This is a genomic window from Phyllobacterium ifriqiyense (assembly GCF_030817885.1).
Lineage (GTDB): Bacteria > Pseudomonadota > Alphaproteobacteria > Rhizobiales > Rhizobiaceae > Phyllobacterium > Phyllobacterium ifriqiyense.
Genome location: NZ_JAUSZT010000002.1, coordinates 540,516 through 562,143, shown reverse-complemented (window position 1 = coordinate 562,143; position 21,628 = coordinate 540,516). Strand labels below are relative to the sequence as shown.

Below are 21,628 nucleotides of genomic sequence, written 5' to 3'. Positions count from 1 at the left end.
TTATGCGGCGTTTGGTATCCACCACTCGGTTCCGCGCGCGGTTGTTATGTATTCGGGCCAACGGAAATGAATTGGCGGTTCGTAATCGCATAGCGGCGCGATCCATTTGGAACCGCCGACACCGCCGCCTGTCCGTTCAATAAACTCATCTTTTGCCCCACGACGGGCCTCGCCATCTTCAAGCAAGCGCAATGCCGTCAGGGCCACTGTCTTTGCGGCGCAAACAATCATCGGATCAATCGTTTCCGATATTCCGCCAAGGGCATTCATGACCCAGCCCGGATAGGCTTTACCCTTTGGCGCTTTCAACGCCGGACGAGCCACGTAGAAGCGCACTGTCGGCGCATGCCAGGTCATGTCGGTGTAGTCATCGGAGGTCGAATTCAACTGCGAGGGGGGCAAGTCACGCCGTAATATGGCTTCTGCATCCTGCGGTGAAATCAAACGCTCGCACTCATCCAGAAAGGGGTCGTCCATGGCGTCAATACCGGCATTGACTTGAATCTCTCGCGCGATTGCTTTTGCAGCCTCGTCCCATTGCGGAGCACCAACATATTTGAGCGCTTCCCAGGTAATATTTGCCATTGCGTGGTTGGCAAGACCGGGCCGAGACTTACAGACCCAATGCCGCTCAACCCTGCAACCGGACATTGCCGCAGCATGCTCGGCGTTTCGATCCAACGCGGCGGCAATCTTCTCAGCCATGGCGATAGTCGGAACGCGCATCATATACTGAATTTCGGCAAGCCCAGCGGGCAGATTGTCAGCTGTTGCCTGCCCTGCAGTGAGAATTGCCTCGCTGATCGACCAGCCGCCCTGATGCGGCAACATGGAATCGCGCAAGGCTTTTGATGCCATATACATCATCATCAGCGCATCATTGGCTCCGGGCGCACGCACAGCGGAATGTGATTGCGGAATGGGAGCGCCATCGCTCAACCCCCAAAGTTCAGGCTGATCGCAGATGAATCGATAGATCATCGAATAAGCGGCGCCACAATGCGTATCCCACCGGACAGTGTTGCACAGAGGCAGCATATAGAACGGATGGAACGAGATCATGCCGTCCAATCCGTCATAATAACCTTTGGCTGCGTGGATAGGCTTGGAGCCGCGCACTTTCTCTGCCGGCTCTCCGGTAAATCGCAGGGTTCCGGCAATACCGTGTTTTTCCATTGCCGCCTTTGTGGCCAAGAGACCTCCAAGAGCAGATATTCCGAGTCCCGAATGCGGGTCAGTATGACCACCAGCATGCTCGCTCAGTCCGGAGCGCGGTTGCCGCGACGTGACAGCAGCCTGGCAATTGCCGGGCACCGCATCGTACTCTGCATACATGCCAATGGTTGGCGCCTGTCCCGACATTCCTGCTTTATTGGTCCAATGCGCACAAAATGCAGTCGGCATGCCAGCAGAACCGGCCTCTACATCAAAGCCTTCCTGCCGCAAGCGACGAACATACCAGTCTGCAGATCGGTACTCGCGCCAGGCGGTTTCTCCGAAATCAAAAATAGTGCGTGCCGATGCCGAGAGATCAGCCTTGTGATCATCAATGAAATTGAGTGCTGAGACCGATGCTTCCGTGACCACAATTATCTCCCGTTAGACGGCAGATAATCATCTGGATGCAGGGAGAAAAAGTGATATGTTTTCTCAAAACGTGCAAATTCTATTCACCTCTTATCGAAGGCATCGCATGAGAATACCCTCAACTCAGGCGCTTCGCGCACTTGAAAGCTTTGCCAGACATGGCAGCGTTTGGCGGTCTGCGGAAGAACTGCACCTGACCAGAAGCGCGGTCAGCCACCAGCTTCGTCTGTTGGAACGCGACCTTGGATTCGAGCTTTTGCAGCGGGATGGCAAGGGTGTTACCCTTACGCCGAGGGGACGAAAATATGCCAATGATGTACGCAAGGCGCTCATCGTCATCGACGATGCTGGCGGGCGACATAGCCCTGCAAGCACTGGCGGGACATTGACTGTCAGTTGCACGTCCGGCTTCGCATCGCTTTGGCTCTGCACACATATCGCGGAGTTTCAGGAGAAATATCCCGATATCGCCCTGCGGATTGTCACTCCGCGCAAACTTGATGACGTAACTGCGCCGGGCGTTGACCTCTTTATCGCTTTTGGTGATGGCAATTGGCCCAACAGGGCCGTCGATCTGCTTTGCGAGATCGAGTTTACTCCGCTGTGCAGCCCTGTTCTGCTCAACAAATTGGGTGGGCTGGCCGAACCCAAGGATATATTGCGGGCACCCTTGCTGCATCTGGTCGATTTCGAGGATTGGACGCTCTGGCTGGCCTTGGCAAATGTCGACAACCCTGACTCAGAGCGCGGAATTGTGTTTTCCGATATGAACCTTGTGTTTTCGGCAGCGATCACGGCGCAGGGGATTGCAATCGGCGACAAGCTGACATGCCGGAAGGCAATGAGAGGCGGCCAGCTCATTCAGCCGTTCGATCTCGCTATCAAATCACCAAAGTCGTATTTTCTTGTTACCGATTATGCGAGAATGGATCATCCGGCGCAGCTCGCCTTTACTGAATGGCTGAAGTCCCGGCTTTCTCAAACCCGCAACGCCTAAAACGCATCGTGGGATAGATTCGGCGGTGGCGTGAATTATTTTCACGTGTCAGGGTAATATAATTCAATTGTCGTTATTGCAGATTGTGCCTAGGCTTCATTAAAAAGAAGGGGAAAGAGGTTCAATCAATGCCTCAAAGCATGCAGCCGGGCGACGCGAAAGCCGCCGAGATCAAGGCTATATCTATTGGCAAAACATTTGGCGCATTTCATGCGCTCAAAGACCTGTCGCTCGACATCAAGCGCGGCGAATTTTTGACTCTTCTGGGGCCTTCGGGGTCGGGCAAAACCACGTTTCTGATGATACTGGCGGGCTTCCTTGCCCCAACATCCGGCAAACTGGTGATGGACGGCAAAGACATTACCAATATACCCGCTGAAGATCGCTCCTATGGTATGGTCTTTCAGGGATACGCCCTCTTCCCGCATCTGACTGTCGAGCAGAACATCGCTTTCCCGCTCAAGGTACGCCGCCAATCTGCTGCCGATATCAAGCGTAGGGTCGGTGAAATGGTTGAGCGTGTCGGCCTAGTTGGCCATGAGAAGAAACTGCCAGCCAAACTTTCCGGCGGCCAGCAGCAACGCGTTGCCCTTGCCCGTGCTTTGGCGTTTGAGCCTTCCGTACTGCTGCTGGACGAGCCATTTTCGGCCCTTGACAAAAATTTGCGTGAAATGATGCAGGAAGAAGCCAAGAGGCTGCATCAGGAAACCGGCACAACCTTTGTCTTCGTTACGCATGATCAATCCGAAGCGCTTGCTTTGTCATCCCGCGTTGCCATCTTCAATCATGGCGAACTGCTGCAGGCAGGCAAACCGCAGGAGGTCTATGAGCGACCGGCAAACCGTTTTGTTGCCGAATTCCTTGGCGAGATCAACCTTCTGCCGCTCGATACTGTTCAATTGGATGGTGAGCGTGCCGCCGGCAGATTTGAAGACCAGACAATCACTGTAAATAAATCATCCGCACTTGCAGGCAGGGCAGCGCTGGCGGCCATACGGCCTGAGCACATGGTCATTTCTGTGGAGCACCGGAAAGACAATTGCAACGCCATCACCTGCCGGGTCGAAGGAGCAACATATTTTGGCGCTTCGACCAAGTATCATTTACGAACACGCACCGGAACGAGCCTGGCGGTTTCAATGCCGACAGCGACGACCTCGCCCATAGAACCCAACACGAATGTGTGGGTGTCATGGCCGGAGCATCAGGGCTTTTTGCTGCCGAATGGGAGTTAGGCTGCATTCAGGAATGTGACAACAACAATCCAGAGGGAAACAAAATGGATCACGCATTTCAAAAAGACTGCCTCGAAATACTGGCCAGCAAAGTCGAGCGGGGCGAGATTAGCCGCAGGCGCTTTACGCAGATGGCTGCGATATTTCTGGCGGGTGCCCCAGCGCTTCTCCGGTCCACCGGTTCTTATGCTCAGGCCAAGGAGCTTGTGCTGGTCAATTGGGGTGGTGATGCCATGACTGCCTATGACAAGGCCTATGGCCAGCCCTTCACCAAGGAAAGCGGTGTTACCGTCAAGATGGACGGTTCAGGCCCCACGGAAGGAGCGGTCACAGCACAGTTCAAGAGCGGCAAACCGAGCTGGGACCTCCTTGATATCGATCCTTTCTCCGGTATTTCACTCGGCAAGCAGGGAATGCTTGAGCCAATCGATTACGCTATTGTAGACAAGAACAAGATGCGCCCCGGCTTTGGCTGGGACACAGCGGCATCAACCTATTTCTTCTCATACATCATTGCCTATGACTCTTCGAAATTTGGCGATCAGGTACCCACCGGCATGGCAGATTTCTTCGACGTGAAGAAGTTTCCCGGCAAACGCTCCATGTACAAATGGGGTGCGGCCATGTGGGAAGCGGCTTTGATGGCTGATGGGGTTGCACCGGAAAAACTTTACCCGCTTGATCTCAAGCGTGCCCACGACAAGATTGCTGCTTTCAAGGAAAATGTTGTGGCCTATTGGGGCGGCGGCGCAGAAAGCCAATCCGTTTTGATCGACGGTGAAGCCTCCATGGCATTGATCTGGTCGACGCGCGCGCAGCTTATCGAGCAGGATTCAGGCGGCACGATCAAATTCGTCTGGGATCAGGGCCTGATCTCACCCGGTGCTTTGGCCGTTATGAAAAACAACCCCGGCGGCAAGGACAATGCGATGAAATTCATCGCCAGCGCGCAGACCCCTGAGCGGCAACTTGAAATGTTCAATCTCCTGGGCCAAGGCCCAGCAAATCCGGCAACCGATGCGCTGATACCGGACGAGAAGAAGCGGATAAACTGCGTTGATCCAGCCAACATGGCCAAGCAGGTCCCGCTGGACATGGAATGGTATGCCGAAAATTATGGCAAGGCATTCGACGAATATACAAAAGTCATTTCAGCCTGAGGAAAAATGGCGCGTGATCAATGATCCCGCGCCATTTTCCACACACTGCAACAAGGGACGTTGAATGGGCTCGGCAACCTCCAGAAAATTCCTGCTATTGGGACCATTGCTCCTGTTTCTGGGGCTCGCCTATGTCGTGCCTTTTCTGGGTGTGGTTCGTTGGAGCTTTACCTTGCCCGAGACCGGTTTTGGTCAGTATATAGCCGTGTTTACCGATCCGCTCGTCCAGTCTGTTTTCGTTCGCACACTGCGCATCTGCCTGATTGTAACCGCCGCCTCGCTCATCACAGCTTACGCAATCGCCTATGTCTGGGTGCGCGGCAGCTCAGTCCAACGCGCGCTCGCTGAATTTTGTATTCTTGTGCCCTTCTGGATTTCCGTGCTTACCCGCGCCTTTGGCTGGCTGGCGATGCTGTCCAATCGCGGGCTGATCAATACATGGCTGCAATCGGCCGGTATCATCAGTGAACCGCTTGCACTCGCCCGCAATGAGTTTGGCGTCATTGTCGGTATGACGCATTTCCTCATTCCCTTTGCTGTATTTCCCATCGCATCCGCCATGCGCAGCATCGATGAGCGTGTATTGCTGGCGGCGCGGGGCATGGGCTCATCCAGGAGCCGCACGTTCTGGACAGTTTTTTTGCCTTTGACCTATGGCGGATTGATCGGTGCCGCGCTCATCGTCTTCGTGTTTGCACTTGGGTTTTTCGTCACACCGGCGATCCTCGGCGGCGGTCGAAGCGTTATGGTGGCGGAGCTGGTTTATCTTCGCATCTTCCAGAGCCCTGACTGGGGACTTGGCGCCGCAATCAGCGTGGTACTGGTGCTGTTTATCGCGATTTTGCTGGCACTGCTGCGGCGCTTTATCAAACCCGCGCATATGGTGGGGTAGAGTCATGCAATCCTCACGCCCCGGTCCCGTACTTCTTATTCTTGCTACAGCCGTCGCACTCTTCCTGCTGATGCCGCTTGTCGCGGTGATACCGGTTTCATTCACCCCTGCCCGATTTCTTTCTATGCCATCCGGCAATGTCTCGCTTCGCCATTATCAGGCTCTTCTCGATAATCCGGCCTGGCTCCAGAGCATTCTGCTCAGTCTGCGCATCGGCATTGTGTCGAGCATTTTAGCAACAGCATTGGCGACTATGTTCGGACTTGGAATCTGGATGTTCCAGCCACGTTTTTCAGCCTTGCTGATCGGCTTCGTGCTGTTGCCGCTCATTGTTCCGCCAGTTGTTTCAGCCATGACGCTTTATTTCCTGATGACCACCCTGTCGAGCTTTAACAACTGGATCGGATATGATACCTGGCTCGGCGTTGCCCTCGCCCATGCTGTGATGATAACGCCCTTTGCGGTCGTCCTCATTCTTGTTTCCCTGTTTCAGGTTGACCGTCGCATAGATCTTGCGGCTCGCGGTCTCGGCGCCAATCTGGCCACCCGCGCATTCAAAGTCATCATCCCCAATATCAAATTTGGCATAGCGACAGCGGCGCTTCTTTCCTTTGTCCTTTCCTGGGAGGAAATCGGTGTCACCCTCTTCATTACCAGCGTCAATGCAATCACCCTTCCCCGGCTCATGTGGATGGGTCTGCGCGACAATATTGATCCATCCATTGCCGCAATTTCGGTTCTTCTGATCCTTGTCACTGCCGCCATACTTGCCTTTAGAATTATCATTGACCGGCGCAAGGCTACGGACCCTCAATGATACCCGAAAATATCCTTGCCAAACTTGAACTCATCGTCGGTGCCAGCGGGCTAAAGACCGGAGAAGCCCTCGCCATGATCCATCCGGGTTCCGACGAGCGTAATCTCGATGCCACCATAATGGTGACACCCCGAACCACCCGGGAAGTTTCTGCTGTCCTTCGTTTGTGCAACGAACAGCAGATTGCAGTTATTCCCCATGGCGGGCGGACAGGATTAGTGGGTGGAGCCGTATCCCTGGTTGGACAAATCATCCTCTCTTTATCATCAATGAACACTATCGAGATGGTGTCTGCATCCGCCGGCACAGCAATCGTTCAAGGCGGTGTCACATTGTTTGCGCTACAGGAAGCGGCGGCACATCATCATCTTTCCACAGGCATAGACATTGCATCACGCGGCACTGCCACGATAGGCGGAATGATCTCGACCAATGCCGGCGGCATGGAGGCTTTCCGGCACGGTGTCATGCGCCAGCGCGTACTCGGTCTTGAAGTGGTCCTCCCCGACGGGCGCGTCATGAGCGATATGGCGCAGGTGCCGAAATCAAATGAGGGATATGACCTAAAACAATTATTCATTGGCGCGGAGGGCACGCTCGGCATCGTAACGCGTGCGGTGATTAAACTTGCGCCTCCCGACGCATTGACCGCAACTGCGCTCGTCGCCTGCCAATCGGCGACTGCCGCGGTTTTACTGTTCCATCAATTGCAGGCGAATCATGACGTGCATTTGCTGCGGGCCGAATTCATGGCGCACGACTATTTCGTGGTGGCAGTCGATCATCTTGGACCGCCCTCGCTCGCTTCTATCGCCCGGGCTCCCATTTACCTGATCATCGAAACCGATGCTGCCGATCAGGCATCAGCGCAATCTGCTCTGGAAAATGCTCTGGCGCTGACCATAGAAGACGGCTTGGTTCTTGATGCAATTCTTGCGCAGAGCGAGAAGGAACGCCGTGAGATCTGGAACATACGCGAAGACAGCAGTGTCATTGATCGCGTCCACCCGAACGGTCACTGGTTTGATATTTCCGTCCCACTACAGCATCTGGAATCCTGGCTGAAACAATTCCACGAAGGAATTGCGATGCTCGGGCCAAATGTTCACGGTTTTGCCTTTGGCCATCTGGGAGACGGAAATCTGCATATTGGCGTCGCCGGAATATCCGACAAGAAAGCAGTAAAGTCGCTGATCTATGCTACCTTGCGGGAAATGGGCGGATCGTTTTCTGCGGAACACGGAATTGGACTGGACAAGAAAACGGAGTTGGCGAGGCTTGCTGATCCGGTCAAGCTCGATCTGATGCTTTCGCTCAAATCTCTGCTCGATCCCAACGGCATCATGAATCCCGGCAAGGTGATCTGAACTGTAAACCAGCTCTGCGGAAGTGTCGCGTTTGATACAAGCATACCATTGCTTGTATCAAACGAACCAAAGGTTTTGACGACTCGCCCTCCCGAATCGACCAATCTTTCATTGTTGTTATCTACTGAAACAAATTCAGATCGATGGAGTCGGCCATCGCCTTATAACCTTTCGCGTTTGGATGGAGGTGGTCTCCTTCATCAAATTCCGCCCGAAGCCTTTTCGGGTTTTCCGGATCGCGAACAGCGGCATCGAAGTCGATCACTGCATCGCAACCCTTGCTGGTCCTGATCCAATCATTGACAGCCTGACGCTTTTCTTCACCTTCCGATTTATAGTAGTTGGCGAAAACAGTCCCCTCATAGGGAGTTAGCGTTGCACAATAGGCCTTTGCTCCATGGCCCTTAATTCTACTGACAAGCTGTTTCAGTCCGCCAATAATCTCGTCTGACGTGACACTCTGTTCAGATAGTCCGGCAGAGGTAGAATGGCCGATATCGTTAATGCCTTCCATGATTACGACCCAGCGTAGATTTGGTACAGACAGGACATCCCGGTCGAGACGCGAAAGCGCACTTGGACCAAACATCGCTTCCGGCTGGTCGTGCAGGATTCGGTTACCGCTAATACCGGCATTGACGACGCCGACCTTTGCTCCATCGGCTTTGCCAAGCCGCTCAGCCAGCACGTCGGGCCAGCGCATGTTCGCATCGACCCCGGAACTGTACCCATCTGTGATCGAGTCTCCGAGCGTCACCAGCGTACCGCCCTCTCCGGCCACCTCAACTCTCGAAAGTACAAATCGCATGGTAGAGGTTTTTGCATCTGGCAGTACAGACGCTTCCGTACTGTCACCCGTCTCAGATAGATAAGCTGTGTGCTCACCAAGCGGATGGACGACTGAAGGTCCTGTCCAGCGTGAGAGAAACAGGCTGACCGCCAGTGTATCAAACGGCGCAACACTGACGTCCACGGGATCAGAAATTGCAGGGGCACCAGCCGGTATGGTTATTGAGCTCTCTCCGCCAAAGGTCAATGCTTTACTGCTGGCAGGATCAATTGACCCTTGTGCATTGCCAGGGCGCGCCACACGCGCCGCTCCTATGACGAGCGGCTGCGTACCAGTTTCATTGGAAAACCGGAACCGGACTTTGGAACCGCCAGCGCTCATTCGAATATATTGCCGTATTGTCGAGTTATTCAATTCTGGCCCAACAGGAAAGGCGGGACTGGCACCCCAGCTCCCTTGCCAACTCTCTTGCGCCTGAACGGCCTGAATGGATGCGGAACCCGCAATCAGACAAATAGCAAGCAGCAATAGATCTGCCTTCATGAGACGTCTCATTTTTCTCTCCCTGGGTTTACGTTGGATTATGGGAAGCTGTTCAAAACAGACTAGAGGAAGTTTTGACAAAAACAATTGCAACACCCAAGTGGGGTGGGTCATAAGTTTAGGCTAGCGCATAAGCTTGATTTTGCTATGGAAGAGTACAAGTAATTTTTCAGCGCTGGATGTTTTATGAGCCGTTTCTGGAGCCAGATTGTTCACGAGTTGTCCCCCTATGTAGCAGGAGAGCAGCCCAAATTTGGTAATCTGATTAAACTCAACACCAATGAAAATCCATATGGGCCATCACCGCTTGTGTTGAAGGCGATTGCTGCGGAAACGACAGATTCACTTCGCCTTTATCCCGATCCCACGGCGCTGCAATTGCGGGCAACAATTGCCAGAAGTTACGGTCTTGACGAAAGCAATGTTTTCGTCGGCAATGGCTCCGATGAAGTGCTGGCACATACTTTTCAAGCTTTGTTGAAGCACGATGCACCGTTGCTGTTTCCGGATATTACCTACAGCTTCTATCCTACCTATTGCCGTCTTTACGGAATTGATTTCGACGAAATCGCACTCGATGACATAATGTCAGTTCGCACATCCGATTACCGGCGAAATTGCGGTGCCATCATTTTACCAAACCCAAATGCGCCGACCGGTACAGCACTGCCACTATCGGAAATTGAAAAACTCCTCATCGAGCATCCTGATCAGGTGGTCGTCATCGACGAAGCCTACGTCGATTTTGGCGCTGAAAGCGCTATTCCTCTCGTCAGGAACTACCCAAACTTGCTGGTTGTCCAAACTTTGTCAAAATCGCGCGGACTGGCGGGGCTTCGCGTTGGCTTTGCTGTTGGAGAGTCTTCTCTTATTGAAGCGTTAAATCGCGTTAAAGACAGCTTCAACTCCTATCCGCTGGATCGACTGGCCATCGTCGGCGCTATCGCCGCCTGGCAGGATACAGTTTGGTTTGAAGAAAGCCGCAATAACATTATGGCGACACGCAACAGATTGGCTTTGTCCATGCGCGGCCTTGGCTTTGAAGTCCTGCCCTCCTCGGCAAATTTTCTGTTTGTCCATCACCCTGCCTGCTCTGCAAAGGAAATTTTTACACAACTCAGAACAAAGGCCATTCTTGTAAGGCACCTGCCCGGCGAGAGGACAAACGACTATTTACGCATCAGCATAGGCACAGATTCCGAATGCGCAAAGCTGATTTCCGCATTGCAAACGATACTGGGCAGCTAGGCTGATCAATGCAGAGATGGCCGAAACTAAACGCTATAACTAGCTGTTTTGGATTGATTTTTCTGCAAATTACAATCCTCCAGTTTAAGTCGCTCATCATCTACTTTAACTAAAAAGCCTAACCGATCAGAAATCCCAGTCCTCATCTTCCGTGGCGATCGCTTTGCCTATGACATAGGAAGAGCCGGAACCGGAAAAGAAGTCATGGTTTTCATCAGCATTCGGGGATAGCGCTGAAAGAATTGCCGGGTTGACCTTGCAGGCTTCCGCAGGAAAGAGAGCCTCGTAGCCGAGGTTCATCAGTGCTTTATTGGCATTATAATGAAGGAATTTCTTCACGTCCTCGGTCAGGCCGACGCCATCATAGAGTGTCTCGGTGTATTTTGCCTCATTGTCGTAGAGTTCAAGCAGAAGATCGAAAGCGAAATCCTTGATTTCCGAACGGCGCTCCTCACCAAGACGTTCCAGTCCGCGTTGAAACTTATATCCGATGTAATAGCCATGCACAGCTTCATCCCGGATGATGAGGCGGATCATGTCGGCAGTATTGGTCAGCTTGGCGCGGCTCGACCAGAACATCGGTAGATAGAAGCCGGAATAAAACAGGAAGCTCTCCAGGAACACGCTGGCAATCTTGCGCTTGAGAGGATCGGGATTGCGGTAATGTTCGAGGATCAGCGCGGACTTCCTCTGCAAATGCTCATTTTCCTCGGACCAGCGATAGGCATCATCAACGTCAGGTGTCGAGCACAATGTGGAGAAAATGGACGAGTAGGAACGGGCATGCACGGCCTCCATGAAGGAGATGTTTGAATAGACTGCTTCCTCATGGGGAGTGATCGAATCTTCCATGAGTTTTGGCGCGCCAATGCTGGTCTGGATTGTATCGAGCAGGGTCAGCCCCGTGAACACGCGAATGGTAAGCTGCTGTTCCTCGGGTTTGAGTGCAGCCCAGGACGGAATATCATTCGACAGCGGCACCTTTTCCGGCAGCCAGAAATTTCCGGTAAGCCTGTTCCAGACCTCAAGGTCCTTGTCATCCTCAAGGCGGTTCCAGTTGATGGCGCGAACGGCTGCAGGAAGCTTTACAGCTTTATTCTTGATTTGAATGTTCATTGTTTCCCCGGAAATCAAAGCGTGCAGGATACGCAGCCCTGCACTTCCGTGCCGGACAGAGCCATTTGACGAAGACGGATATAGTAGATTGTCTTGATGCCTTTCTTCCAGGCATAGATCTGCGCCTTGTTGATATCGCGCGTGGTCGCGGTATCGCGGAAGAAGAGCGTCAGCGACAAGCCCTGATCGACATGCTGCGTTGCTGCAGCATAGGTATCGATGATCTTTTCCGGGCCAATCTCATAGGCGTCCTGATAGTAATCAAGATTATCATTGGTCAGAAACGCGGCCGGGTAGTAGACGCGGCCGATCTTGCCCTCCTTACGGATTTCGATCTTCGACACGATCGGATGGATCGAGGAGGTTGAGTGATTGATATAGGAAATGGAGCCCGTGGGCGGCACAGCCTGCAGGTTCTGATTGTAAAGACCGGAGGTCATCACCGCCTGCTTCAGCGCCAGCCAATCTTCCTGTGTCGGGATCGCAATGCCCGCGGCTTCGAATAACTCTCTTACGCGCTCGGTTGCTGGCAGCCATTCCTGCGCCGTATACTTGTCGAAATATTCTCCAGATGCATATTTCGAGTTATCGAAGCCCTTGAAGCTTTGGCCGCGTTCAACCGCTAGGCGATTGGATGCGCGAACGGCGTGATAGGTCACGGTGTAGAAATAGATATTGGTGAAATCGATACCTTCGTCAGAGCCGTAATAAATGCGTTCGCGGGCCAGGTAACCATGCAGATTCATCTGCCCAAGGCCGATGGCATGGCTGTCATCATTACCCTTTTCGATAGAAGGCACCGACGAGATATGGCTCATGTCCGAGACGGCGCTCAGCGCCCTGATGGCCGTTGCGATGGTTTTGCCAAAATCCATTGAATCCATTGCGGCGGCAATATTCAGCGAGCCGAGATTACAGGAGATATCCTTGCCCATATGGCTATAGGACAGATCGGCATTGTATTCGCTCGCCTCGCTGACCTGAAGGATTTCCGAGCACAGATTGCTCATGGTGATACGCCCTGCAATCGGGTTGGCGCGGTTCACTGTGTCCTCGAACATGATGTAGGGATAGCCGCTTTCGAACTGGATTTCGGCCAAGACCTGAAAGAAGTCGCGAGCCTTGATTTTCTTTTTGCGGATACGCGAATCTGCGACCATTTCACGGTACTTTTCTGTCACCGAAATTTCCGTAAAGGCCACGCCGTAGACCCGCTCTACGTCATAGGGAGAGAACAGATACATATCCTCATTGTTCTTCGCCAATTCGAAAGTAATATCCGGCACGACAACGCCGAGCGACAGCGTCTTGATACGGATTTTCTCATCCGCATTTTCGCGCTTGGTATCGAGGAAACGCATTATGTCGGGATGATGTGCGTTCAGATAGACCGCACCTGCCCCCTGTCTTGCACCAAGCTGGTTGGCATAGGAAAAACTATCCTCCAAAAGCTTCATGACTGGAATGATGCCGGATGACTGATTTTCAATCTGCTTTATCGGCGCGCCCGCTTCACGGATATTGGTGAGCGATAATGCAACGCCGCCCCCGCGTTTGGAGAGCTGCAGGGCCGAGTTGATACCCCTCGCGATTGATTCCATATTGTCTTCAATTCGGAGCAGAAAGCAGGACACCAGCTCGCCGCGCTGTTTCTTTCCAGCATTGAGAAAGGTGGGAGTTGCAGGCTGGAAACGCCCGGAAATGATCTCGTCAACCATATCCCGCGCCAGGATTTCACTTCCTTGCGCCAGCGTCAGCGCCACCATGCAGATGCGGTCCTCGTAACGCTCAAGATAGCGTTTTCCGTCAAAGGTCTTCAGCGTGTAGCTGGTGTAATACTTGAATGCGCCAAGAAATGTTGGAAACCTGAATTTCTTCGCATAGGCATGGTCGAACAGATCGCGCATGAAATTGAAGGAATATTGATCAAGCACCGCGCGCTCATAATAGCCTTCGGTTACCAGGTAATCGAGCTTCTCGCGCAAATTGTGAAAGAACACCGTATTCTGGTTCACATGCTGCAGAAAATACTGCTTCGCCGCCATACGATCCTGATCGAACTGGATGTTGCCCTCCTCATCATAAAGGTTCAGCATCGCGTTCAGCGCGTGGTAATCCAGCACTGGTTCGTTGGCTTTCACTGGTCGTTCGAGCGTGAGCGTGTCCAAAATCGTTCCAATCCATGTTTGACGTTTACGACATCCTGCTCCGTGCCGATCAGCTCGAACCTGTAAAGGTAAGGCACCTGGCATTTGGCAGAGATGATGTCGCCGGCAATCCCGAAGGTCGCTCCGAAGTTACTGTTACCCGCGGAAATCACGCCGCGGAGATTTAAACGGTTTTCCGCCTGGTTGAGGAAGCGGATCACCTGTTTTGGAACGGCACCCTTGCCGCCATCGCCGCTATAAGTTGGCACGATCAAAATATAGGGTGCGTTGATCTTCAGCTCTTCACGAGAGCCGATCGGTATCCGTTGTGAGGTGAAGCCCAGCTTGGAAACAAAACGGTGGGTATTCTCCGACCTGCTCGAAAAATAGACGATCCCACTCATGACACCCATCCCAGTCAGGCAAGGGTGCTGATCATATCCGGGCGGAAACCGGCCCAGTGTTTTTCGCCGGCGACAACCACAGGTACCTGGCGGTAGCCGAGACTTTGAACAAGTTCGAGAGCATCCTGATCGTTGGAAATATCAATAACGTCATACTCCATACCCTGCCGGTCAAGAGCTCGGGTCGTAGCGGTGCACTGGACGCAGGCCGGCTTGCTGTAAACGACAATATTCATGACTTCCTCATTTGATTTTGGTCGTGAGAACATGGTCTGGCAGCTCTGAGTGCTGCCAGCTAGTTTGGTTTAGAACTGTATGACTTACTTAAGTGCCGCCCGATTTACGGCGGGTCGCCCACAATCAATGCGCTGGATAGGTTTCTCATGCACTTCACCCTGTAGCTCGCTCGTGGAGGGGCAGGGAAGCGTTTTACACGGAAAATCCCCGTGCATTGGCGCGACCGCTCCGGCACCCCGCCGGTGGACTCATCAGATCAAGGCAGGTCTCCTGGCTCGCAGATCAACGCACTTATTCTTGCCTTCCCGGTGCCTAGAGCTCCAGTGACAGTATCGAACACGTGCTAGCCGCTTACAGTTGCGGGGGCAGCTCCGGCATCACAGTACCTAAAGGCACCACTCACCGTATTCCCGTCTTAGCTTCCCACTCTCACGAATCGGAAGAACCTTGAACACTATATATAGTAGTGGATGTTAAAAATCCGTCAACAGCTAGATCAAACCAAAATTGAAACTATGCACAGCTGCCAATCAATTTGGCGCTCCGCACGAAAATGGAATGAGTGAGGAAGGGACTACACGTCCGGATTGTCGGTCTGACGATTCAAGCTGAGGGCTATAAGCGTGCACACAGCACCGGAGAGCAGATAGCCGCCCGCAGCTATCAGGCCGAAATGGCTGGATAGCAGCAGCGCGACCAGCGGTGCGAAACCCGCCCCGAACAACCATGCCATATCGCTGGTCAATGCCGAGCCGGTATAGCGGAACTTCTTTGAGAACCGCGAGGCCACTGAGCCGGATGACTGGCCGAAGGACAGACCAAGCAAAATAAATCCAAGGATCATGAAGATCAGTTCGCCGATGTCGCCGCCATCAAGCAATTGAGGAGCAAATCCACTGAACACAGCAATGGCTATGGCGGTGCCGCCCAGCAGATTCCGGCGTCCGACGCGGTCGGCAATCGTGCCCGACGCAAACACGGTAATGACGCCCACAGCCGCTCCGAATGCTTCAATCAAAAGAAAGCGAGCCGGGCCCTGATCCGTAAACAGGAAGACCCAAGACAGTGGAAATACCGTTACCATATGAAAGAGCGCAAAGCTCGCAAGCGGTGCAAAAGCACCAATGACCACGTGGCGACCTTCATGCTGTAATGTGTTGGCCACCGTCGTTGGCTGCAGTTCTCTGCTTTCATATAATTTTGCATATTGCGGCGTAACAACCATTCGCAACCGTGCAAACAGCGCCACCACATTAATAGCGAAAGCAACGAAAAACGGATAGCGCCAGCCCCAGCCCAGGAAGTCTTCTGCGGAAAGATTGGCAACGAAAAATGCGAACAGCCCCGCCGCAACCATAAGCCCCAAGGGAGCACCGAGTTGCGGTATCATCGCATACCAGCCACGGCGTTGCTTGGGTGCATTGAGCGCCAGAAGCGATGCGAGGCCATCCCACTCACCGCCCAGCGCAAGCCCCTGTCCTATCCGGAACAGTGCCAAAAGCGCTGCAGATGCCCAACCGACCTGGGCATAACCGGGTAGGAACGCCACCGCAACGGTCGAGCTACCAAGCAGGAACAGGGCAATCGTCAATTTCACGCCACGGCCGTAAGTGCGATCGATCTGCATGAAGATAACCGTGCCGATCGGTCGCGCAAGAAAGGCCAGCGCAAAAATACCGAACGAATAGATCGTGCCCGTCAGAGCATCAACATAGGGGAACACCAGTTTCGGAAAGACCAGCACGGAGGCAATAGCATAGACGAAGAAGTCAAAGAATTCGGACGTTCTGCCGATAATCACGCCGATGGCAATCTCGCCAACGTTAACGTCGTCATGTCGCGAGTGAAGGCGCGTTGCGTCCTGCTCAAGCGTTGTCGAAGATGCCGCTCCTGTTTTCGCGCTCATTGCCCGGTGCGCTCCTCGATCAATATTGAAACCGTTCAGGTCTGCTCGTTTGCGGTCACTGCTAGCGTATCCTTTATCATTGTGACACACTACGGGAGGATTGGGCAAATTGTCCAATGTCGCTCTGACTATGGTGCAGCTAGTGATGGCGCAACTAGGCGCTGTTTCCATTGACAGGAAGTCTCTTGAACCGTTTTTTTGCCATCGCCCTGCTTCCACTGCTTGCATTGCTTAGCGCGTGCAATGCTGTTGTCATGAGCCCCTCAGGCGACGTCGCCGTGCAACAGCGCGACCTGATCATTATTTCTACCGTCCTCATGCTTGTCATTATCATTCCAGTGATGGTGCTCACCGTGTTCTTTGCCTGGAAATACCGGCAGTCAAACACGGATGCGCCTTATGACCCGGAATGGGATCACTCCACCCAGCTGGAATTGATCATCTGGGCGGCGCCGCTGCTGATCATCATCTGCCTTGGCGCGGTCACCTGGATGGCGACACATTTGCTCGATCCCTATCGTCCGCTTGGACGCATTTCCCCCGGCAAAGCAGTTTCCGAAACGGTCAAGCCATTGCAGGTCGAAGTGGTCGCGCTGGATTGGAAGTGGCTCTTTATCTATCCGGAATATGGTATCGCCAGCGTCAATGAAATGGCCGCTCCCGTCGATCGGCCCATCGCTTTCCGGCTGACCTCCTCGGCGGTGATGAACTCGTTTTATATTCCTGCGCTAGCCGGGCAGATATACACTATGCCGGGCATGCAGACGAAGCTGAGCGCCGTCATCAATCACCCCGGCGAATATGAGGGCTTTTCGGCCAATTACAGTGGCGCCGGTTTTTCCGGTATGCGCTTCGCTTTTCACGGCCTGCCGGATGAGGGTTTTGAAAAATGGATTGCCGACGTCAAGTCAAAAGGCACCACTCTTGATCGGATGACCTATCTGCACCTGGAACAGCCCAGCGAAAAAGTACCGGTACAGCATTATGCAAGTGTTGATCCGGAACTGTTCAGCGCAGTTCTCAACCGATGTGTGGAACGCGGCAAGATGTGCATGAGCGAGATGGATGAAATCGATGCCAAGGGTGGCCTTGGGATGGCCGGCATCTATAATACCCGTTCGTTGGAATACGATAAGTACACAAGGCGTGGCGGCGCTGTCTTTGGCCCTGATCCTGCATTTGTTGTCGGCATCTGCACCACGGAAGAAGCCCTGCAGGCCAGCATGAATATACAGACGCTGCCGCCCCTCAATACCTCTCCGTTTGTTGGTGCGGGTCTCCCCCGCCCCTCACCAACCCAACTGTTCGGTCTACAGCGCCGACCGTCTAATAGCTGAACGAAACGAGCCCGATATGTTTGATAATCCCGAACTTATAAAGCTGGTTTTCGGTAGGCTCACGCTGGAATCCTTCCCGCTGCACGAACCTATCCTTGTTGTGACATTTATCGTAGTCGCGCTCGGAGGCATCGCCGTGGTGGGCGCGCTTACCTATTTCCGCCTTTGGGGCTATCTTTGGCATGAGTGGTTCACAACAGTTGACCACAAGCGCATCGGCATAATGTACATGATCCTCGGCATCATCATGTTGCTGAGAGGCTTTGCCGACGCCATCATGATCCGATTGCAACAGGCAATGGCGTTTAATGGGTCCGAAGGATATCTCAACGCCCATCATTTCGATCAGATATTCACCGCGCATGGCGTGATCATGATCTTCTTCGTGGCAATGCCTCTTGTTACCGGCTTGATGAACTTTGTTGTCCCATTGCAGATCGGTGCCCGGGACGTATCTTTTCCATTCCTCAACAATTTCAGCTTCTGGATGACTGCCGCTGGCGCGGCACTTGTAATGATGTCGCTGTTTGTGGGCGAGTTTGCCAGGACCGGCTGGCTGGCCTATCCGCCGCTTTCGGGTATCGGATACAGTCCGGACGCCGGTATGGACTACTACATATGGGCGCTGCAAATAGCGGGCATAGGTACACTGCTGTCGGGCGTCAATCTGCTCGCAACCATCGTCAAGATGCGCGCGCCGGGCATGACCATGATGAAGCTTCCGATCTTTACGTGGACCGCTCTTTGCACCAACGTTCTGATTGTGGCCGCCTTCCCTGTCCTGACGGCAGTGCTGGCTTTGCTCACTCTCGATCGCTATGTCGGCACGAACTTCTTCACCAACGACTTTGGCGGCAATCCGATGATGTATGTCAACCTCATCTGGATTTGGGGTCATCCGGAAGTCTATATTCTCATTCTGCCCGCTTTCGGCATATTCTCCGAAGTGACATCGACCTTCGCCAGCAAACGTCTGTTTGGCTATACCTCGATGGTTTATGCCACCATCGTTATTACCATTCTTGCCTATCTGGTCTGGCTTCACCACTTCTTCACCATGGGTTCGGGCGCGAGCGTGAATTCGTTCTTCGGCATCACCACGATGATTATTTCGATTCCAACCGGGGCGAAGATATTCAACTGGCTCTTTACGATGTATCGCGGGCGGATTCGATTTGAACTGCCCATGATGTGGACGATCGCCTTTATGCTGACCTTTGTCATTGGTGGCATGACAGGCGTTCTGCTCGCCGTGCCTCCGGCTGACTTTGTGCTGCACAACAGCCTGTTTCTTGTTGCGCATTTCCATAATGTGATCATCGGCGGTGTTCTGTTCGGGCTTTTTGCCGGTATCTATTACTGGTTCCCGAAAGCTTTTGGTTTCAGGCTCGATCCATTTTGGGGCAAGATGTCTTTCTGGTTCTGGGTCGTGGGATTCTACTTCGCCTTCATGCCGCTTTATATACTGGGCCTGATGGGCGTGACACGACGCCTGCGCACATTCGAAGATCCGTCCTTGCAGATCTGGTTCATGATCGCCGGTTTTGGTGCATTTCTCGTTGCTATCGGCATTCTGTCATTCCTCATCCAAATCTTTGTCAGCATTCGTAATCGCGAAGCGTTGCGCGATTTGACTGGCGATCCTTGGGACGGTCGCACCCTGGAATGGTCCACGGCCTCACCCCCTCCAGCCTATAATTTCGCTTTCACGCCAGTGATTCACGATCTCGACAGCTGGTACGACATGAAAAAACGCGGTTACAAGCGCCCTGAAAACGGTTTCCGAGCCATCCATATGCCAAGCAATACGGGCACCGGAATAATCCTGGCTGGAATAAGCATCGTTTTTGGATTTGCGATGATCTGGTACATCTGGTGGCTCGCGGCAGCAACGGCTATCGCATTGGTGGCGGTATCGATTGGGCATACATTCAACTACAAGCGCGATTTCCACATATCGGCAGATGAGGTTGTATCGAGTGAAAATGCCCGTACCGAACTTCTTGCTGTAGGGCTGAAATCATGAGCAGAGCAGCCGCGCATGTGACCACTGAAGATCCTGTGTTTTATCTGACTGAGGAACATGACCATGCCGAAGGCGGCAGCACCATGTTCGGCTTTTGGATTTACCTGATGAGTGATTGTCTCATCTTTGCTGTGCTGTTTGCGACCTACGGCGTATTAGGCGGAAATTATGCCGCCGGTCCTGCGCCCAAAGATTTGTTTGATTTGCCACTGGTCGCGGTCAATACGTCGATGCTGCTCTTTTCATCGATTACTTATGGTTTCGCCATGCTCGCCATGGCAAAAGGCCGGGTGGGCTCCACACAAGCGTGGCTCGCCCTTACGGGTCTGTTTGGTGCGGCATTCCTTTGCATCGAACTTTACGAATTTGCCCATATGATTCATGAAGGTGCCACGCCCCAGCGCAGCGCCTTTCTCTCTTCCTTTTTCACATTGGTCGGAACGCATGGGCTTCACGTCACCATTGGCTTGATTTGGCTTGTTACCTTGATGGTACAAGTTGCCCGCTATGGGCTGATCCAAGCGAACATGCGGCGCCTGATGTGTCTCAGCATGTTCTGGCACTTTCTTGATGTCATCTGGATTGGTGTCTTTACGTTCGTTTACCTGATGGGAATGCTACGATGAGCATAAAGGCAAAGGCCCACCACGACAGCCACAATCATGATGAAGCCCATTCTCACGGCTCGCTCAAATCCTATTTGATCGGGTTTGGCTTATCCGTGATCCTGACTGCCGTACCCTTCTGGCTTGTCATGAGCGGTGCGTTGGATTCCAAGCAAACCACCGGCCTCGTCATTATGGCATTCGCCGTGGTGCAGATTGTCGTTCACATGATTTTCTTCCTTCATATGAATGTCCGCTCCGAGAATGGATGGACAATGATGGCACTCATCTTCACGCTTGTGCTGGTCATTATCACGCTCACCGGTTCGCTTTGGGTTATGTATCATCTGGATACGAACATGATGCCCAGCATGGATATGAGACAGATGCCATGAAAAAAGCCCTGGCCGCGCGCGGGCTTGCCGCAAGCGGCGAGCGGGTCGGGGAGACAGACAATTCGCGCGAAGACGATAGGCGCCTGCCCTCAATCAAACTGGCATTGATCGGCGGCCTTGTCCTTTTCTGCATCATCGTGCTTACCAGCCTTGGTATCTGGCAACTGCAACGCCGTGTCTGGAAGCTTGATCTGATCAACCAGGTTGAGCAAAGAGTGAATGCTCCGGCTACGGCGGCCCCCGGCCCCGATATATGGGCCGGGATCAATGCCAAGGATTTTGCATATCGCCACGTCACGACCAGCGGAAAATTTCTCGACAAGCCGGCTGCGCTTGTACAGGCGGTAACAGCGCGCGGCAGCGGATTTTGGGTGCTGAGCCCTTTTCAAAGTACAGATGGATTTACCGTTTTCATCAATCGCGGCTTCGTTCCAACGGATAAAGCCCGTGATGAATGGCGGGCGGACCATCTGCCGCCAATCACCATAACCGGACTGTTGCGCTTAACGGAGCCCAAGGGCGGGTTCCTACGCAACAATGACCCGGTCGGAGACCGTTGGTATTCGCGTGATGTCATGGCTATGGCAGCAGCTCACAATATCGGCCCTGTTGCTCCATATTTTATCGATGCCGATGCAAATCCTGATCCAAACGCGCTCCCGATTGGAGGGCTTACTGTCATTTCCTTCGCGAACAACCATCTGGTCTATGCCCTGACCTGGTTTGGCATGGCGCTTTTGCTGGGCGCTGCCTCGGCTATTATCGGGCGAAATGAATGGCGAGCCCGGCAGCGCCCAAAATACAGATCGGGTTGAAAGC

General features: G+C 53.2%; 19 protein-coding genes and 1 riboswitch. Of the genes, 12 read left to right on the top strand and 7 right to left on the bottom strand.

Annotated features, from left to right (window positions below; all coding sequences use genetic code 11):
• On the bottom strand, positions 1–1,590 hold the full coding sequence (locus QFZ34_RS04265) for a zinc-binding metallopeptidase family protein (RefSeq protein ID WP_307278941.1): 1,590 nt from the start codon (positions 1,588–1,590) through the stop codon (positions 1–3).
• Positions 1,591–1,693: 103 nt separating this feature from the next.
• Here QFZ34_RS04265 and QFZ34_RS04260 point away from each other — a divergent pair, with 103 nt between their 5' ends.
• The 6 genes from QFZ34_RS04260 to QFZ34_RS04235 all read left to right on the top strand — a co-directional run bounded on the left by QFZ34_RS04260 (position 1,694) and on the right by QFZ34_RS04235 (position 8,055).
• Positions 1,694–2,584, top strand: coding sequence for a LysR substrate-binding domain-containing protein (locus tag QFZ34_RS04260; RefSeq protein WP_115055122.1), 891 nt, complete (start codon positions 1,694–1,696; stop codon positions 2,582–2,584).
• A gap of 128 nt (positions 2,585–2,712) precedes the next feature.
• Positions 2,713–3,819 carry an ABC transporter ATP-binding protein gene (locus tag QFZ34_RS04255; protein ID WP_115055022.1) on the top strand — a complete coding sequence of 369 codons (1,107 nt, stop codon included), beginning with the start codon at positions 2,713–2,715 and terminating at the stop codon, positions 3,817–3,819.
• 44 nt (positions 3,820–3,863) lie between these two features.
• Positions 3,864–4,979: an ABC transporter substrate-binding protein gene (locus tag QFZ34_RS04250; RefSeq protein ID WP_115055021.1), complete on the top strand. Its 1,116-nt coding sequence runs from the start codon at positions 3,864–3,866 to the stop codon at positions 4,977–4,979.
• Between the two features lie 64 nt (positions 4,980–5,043).
• Positions 5,044–5,871 carry an ABC transporter permease gene (locus QFZ34_RS04245; protein ID WP_115055020.1) on the top strand — a complete coding sequence of 276 codons (828 nt, stop codon included), beginning with the start codon at positions 5,044–5,046 and terminating at the stop codon, positions 5,869–5,871.
• Positions 5,872–5,875: 4 nt separating this feature from the next.
• Positions 5,876–6,688, top strand: a complete 813-nt coding sequence (locus tag QFZ34_RS04240; protein WP_307277387.1) for an ABC transporter permease — start codon at positions 5,876–5,878, stop codon at positions 6,686–6,688.
• Positions 6,685–8,055 (top strand): FAD-binding oxidoreductase, encoded by a 1,371-nt coding sequence (locus QFZ34_RS04235; protein ID WP_307277384.1) that lies wholly within the window; start codon positions 6,685–6,687, stop codon positions 8,053–8,055. The genes QFZ34_RS04240 and QFZ34_RS04235 overlap by 4 nt, the downstream gene beginning before the upstream one ends.
• 121 nt (positions 8,056–8,176) lie before the next feature.
• Here QFZ34_RS04235 and QFZ34_RS04230 read toward each other — a convergent pair whose 3' ends face one another.
• Positions 8,177–9,400 carry an SGNH/GDSL hydrolase family protein gene (locus tag QFZ34_RS04230; RefSeq protein WP_307277382.1) on the bottom strand — a complete coding sequence of 408 codons (1,224 nt, stop codon included), beginning with the start codon at positions 9,398–9,400 and terminating at the stop codon, positions 8,177–8,179.
• A gap of 174 nt (positions 9,401–9,574) precedes the next feature.
• Here QFZ34_RS04230 and hisC point away from each other — a divergent pair, with 174 nt between their 5' ends.
• Complete coding sequence (gene hisC, locus QFZ34_RS04225) at positions 9,575–10,636, top strand: histidinol-phosphate transaminase (RefSeq protein ID WP_307277379.1); 1,062 nt, start codon at positions 9,575–9,577, stop codon at positions 10,634–10,636.
• 126 nt (positions 10,637–10,762) lie between these two features.
• Here hisC and nrdF read toward each other — a convergent pair whose 3' ends face one another.
• The 5 genes from nrdF to QFZ34_RS04200 all read right to left on the bottom strand — a co-directional run bounded on the left by nrdF (position 10,763) and on the right by QFZ34_RS04200 (position 16,446).
• Positions 10,763–11,752, bottom strand: a complete 990-nt coding sequence (gene nrdF / locus QFZ34_RS04220; RefSeq protein WP_115055017.1) for a class 1b ribonucleoside-diphosphate reductase subunit beta — start codon at positions 11,750–11,752, stop codon at positions 10,763–10,765.
• A 14-nt stretch (positions 11,753–11,766) separates the two neighbouring features.
• Positions 11,767–13,920 carry a class 1b ribonucleoside-diphosphate reductase subunit alpha gene (gene nrdE / locus QFZ34_RS04215; protein ID WP_370878681.1) on the bottom strand — a complete coding sequence of 718 codons (2,154 nt, stop codon included), beginning with the start codon at positions 13,918–13,920 and terminating at the stop codon, positions 11,767–11,769.
• Entirely contained in the window at positions 13,890–14,303 is a 414-nt protein-coding gene (nrdI, locus tag QFZ34_RS04210) for a class Ib ribonucleoside-diphosphate reductase assembly flavoprotein NrdI (protein WP_307277372.1), read from the bottom strand. Before nrdI ends, nrdE begins: the two co-directional genes overlap by 31 nt.
• 14 nt (positions 14,304–14,317) lie before the next feature.
• Positions 14,318–14,539, bottom strand: coding sequence for a glutaredoxin-like protein NrdH (gene nrdH, locus QFZ34_RS04205; protein ID WP_307277369.1), 222 nt, complete (start codon positions 14,537–14,539; stop codon positions 14,318–14,320).
• Positions 14,540–14,783: 244 nt separating this feature from the next.
• A riboswitch (cobalamin riboswitch) is annotated at positions 14,784–15,005 on the bottom strand.
• Positions 15,006–15,114: 109 nt separating this feature from the next.
• Positions 15,115–16,446, bottom strand: coding sequence for an MFS transporter (locus QFZ34_RS04200; RefSeq protein ID WP_307277367.1), 1,332 nt, complete (start codon positions 16,444–16,446; stop codon positions 15,115–15,117).
• Between the two features lie 185 nt (positions 16,447–16,631).
• On the opposite strand from QFZ34_RS04200, the gene cyoA reads away from it, so the two are divergent.
• From cyoA to QFZ34_RS04175, 5 genes are read left to right on the top strand one after another with little or no spacing between them, the layout of a single operon-like run.
• A complete protein-coding gene (gene cyoA / locus QFZ34_RS04195; RefSeq protein ID WP_307277364.1) occupies positions 16,632–17,783 on the top strand; it encodes a ubiquinol oxidase subunit II in 1,152 nt (383 codons plus the stop codon).
• Between the two features lie 16 nt (positions 17,784–17,799).
• Positions 17,800–19,809: a cytochrome o ubiquinol oxidase subunit I gene (gene cyoB, locus QFZ34_RS04190; protein ID WP_307277360.1), complete on the top strand. Its 2,010-nt coding sequence runs from the start codon at positions 17,800–17,802 to the stop codon at positions 19,807–19,809.
• Positions 19,806–20,435: a cytochrome o ubiquinol oxidase subunit III gene (gene cyoC, locus QFZ34_RS04185; RefSeq protein WP_307277356.1), complete on the top strand. Its 630-nt coding sequence runs from the start codon at positions 19,806–19,808 to the stop codon at positions 20,433–20,435. The genes cyoB and cyoC overlap by 4 nt, the downstream gene beginning before the upstream one ends.
• A complete protein-coding gene (cyoD, locus tag QFZ34_RS04180; protein WP_307277354.1) occupies positions 20,432–20,809 on the top strand; it encodes a cytochrome o ubiquinol oxidase subunit IV in 378 nt (125 codons plus the stop codon). Before cyoC ends, cyoD begins: the two co-directional genes overlap by 4 nt.
• Complete coding sequence (locus QFZ34_RS04175; protein ID WP_307277351.1) at positions 20,806–21,624, top strand: SURF1 family protein; 819 nt, start codon at positions 20,806–20,808, stop codon at positions 21,622–21,624. Before cyoD ends, QFZ34_RS04175 begins: the two co-directional genes overlap by 4 nt.
• Positions 21,625–21,628 lie beyond the last annotated feature (4 nt).

Excerpts from the sequence above, each read along its gene's own strand:
- QFZ34_RS04250 (WP_115055021.1), top strand. The coding sequence starts at position 3,864 with ATGGATCACGCATTTCAAAAAGACTGCCTCGAAATACTGGCCAGCAAA.
- cyoB (WP_307277360.1), top strand. The coding sequence starts at position 17,800 with ATGTTTGATAATCCCGAACTTATAAAGCTGGTTTTCGGTAGGCTCACG.
- QFZ34_RS04175 (WP_307277351.1), top strand. The coding sequence starts at position 20,806 with ATGAAAAAAGCCCTGGCCGCGCGCGGGCTTGCCGCAAGCGGCGAGCGG.
- nrdI (WP_307277372.1), bottom strand. The coding sequence starts at position 14,303 with ATGAGTGGGATCGTCTATTTTTCGAGCAGGTCGGAGAATACCCACCGT.
- QFZ34_RS04230 (WP_307277382.1), bottom strand. The coding sequence starts at position 9,400 with ATGAGACGTCTCATGAAGGCAGATCTATTGCTGCTTGCTATTTGTCTG.
- QFZ34_RS04245 (WP_115055020.1), top strand. The coding sequence starts at position 5,044 with ATGGGCTCGGCAACCTCCAGAAAATTCCTGCTATTGGGACCATTGCTC.
- cyoD (WP_307277354.1), top strand. The coding sequence starts at position 20,432 with ATGAGCATAAAGGCAAAGGCCCACCACGACAGCCACAATCATGATGAA.
- QFZ34_RS04260 (WP_115055122.1), top strand. The coding sequence starts at position 1,694 with ATGAGAATACCCTCAACTCAGGCGCTTCGCGCACTTGAAAGCTTTGCC.
- hisC (WP_307277379.1), top strand. The coding sequence starts at position 9,575 with ATGAGCCGTTTCTGGAGCCAGATTGTTCACGAGTTGTCCCCCTATGTA.
- QFZ34_RS04235 (WP_307277384.1), top strand. The coding sequence starts at position 6,685 with ATGATACCCGAAAATATCCTTGCCAAACTTGAACTCATCGTCGGTGCC.
- QFZ34_RS04200 (WP_307277367.1), bottom strand. The coding sequence starts at position 16,446 with ATGAGCGCGAAAACAGGAGCGGCATCTTCGACAACGCTTGAGCAGGAC.
- QFZ34_RS04240 (WP_307277387.1), top strand. The coding sequence starts at position 5,876 with ATGCAATCCTCACGCCCCGGTCCCGTACTTCTTATTCTTGCTACAGCC.
- nrdF (WP_115055017.1), bottom strand. The coding sequence starts at position 11,752 with ATGAACATTCAAATCAAGAATAAAGCTGTAAAGCTTCCTGCAGCCGTT.
- QFZ34_RS04255 (WP_115055022.1), top strand. The coding sequence starts at position 2,713 with ATGCCTCAAAGCATGCAGCCGGGCGACGCGAAAGCCGCCGAGATCAAG.
- cyoC (WP_307277356.1), top strand. The coding sequence starts at position 19,806 with ATGAGCAGAGCAGCCGCGCATGTGACCACTGAAGATCCTGTGTTTTAT.
- nrdH (WP_307277369.1), bottom strand. The coding sequence starts at position 14,539 with ATGAATATTGTCGTTTACAGCAAGCCGGCCTGCGTCCAGTGCACCGCT.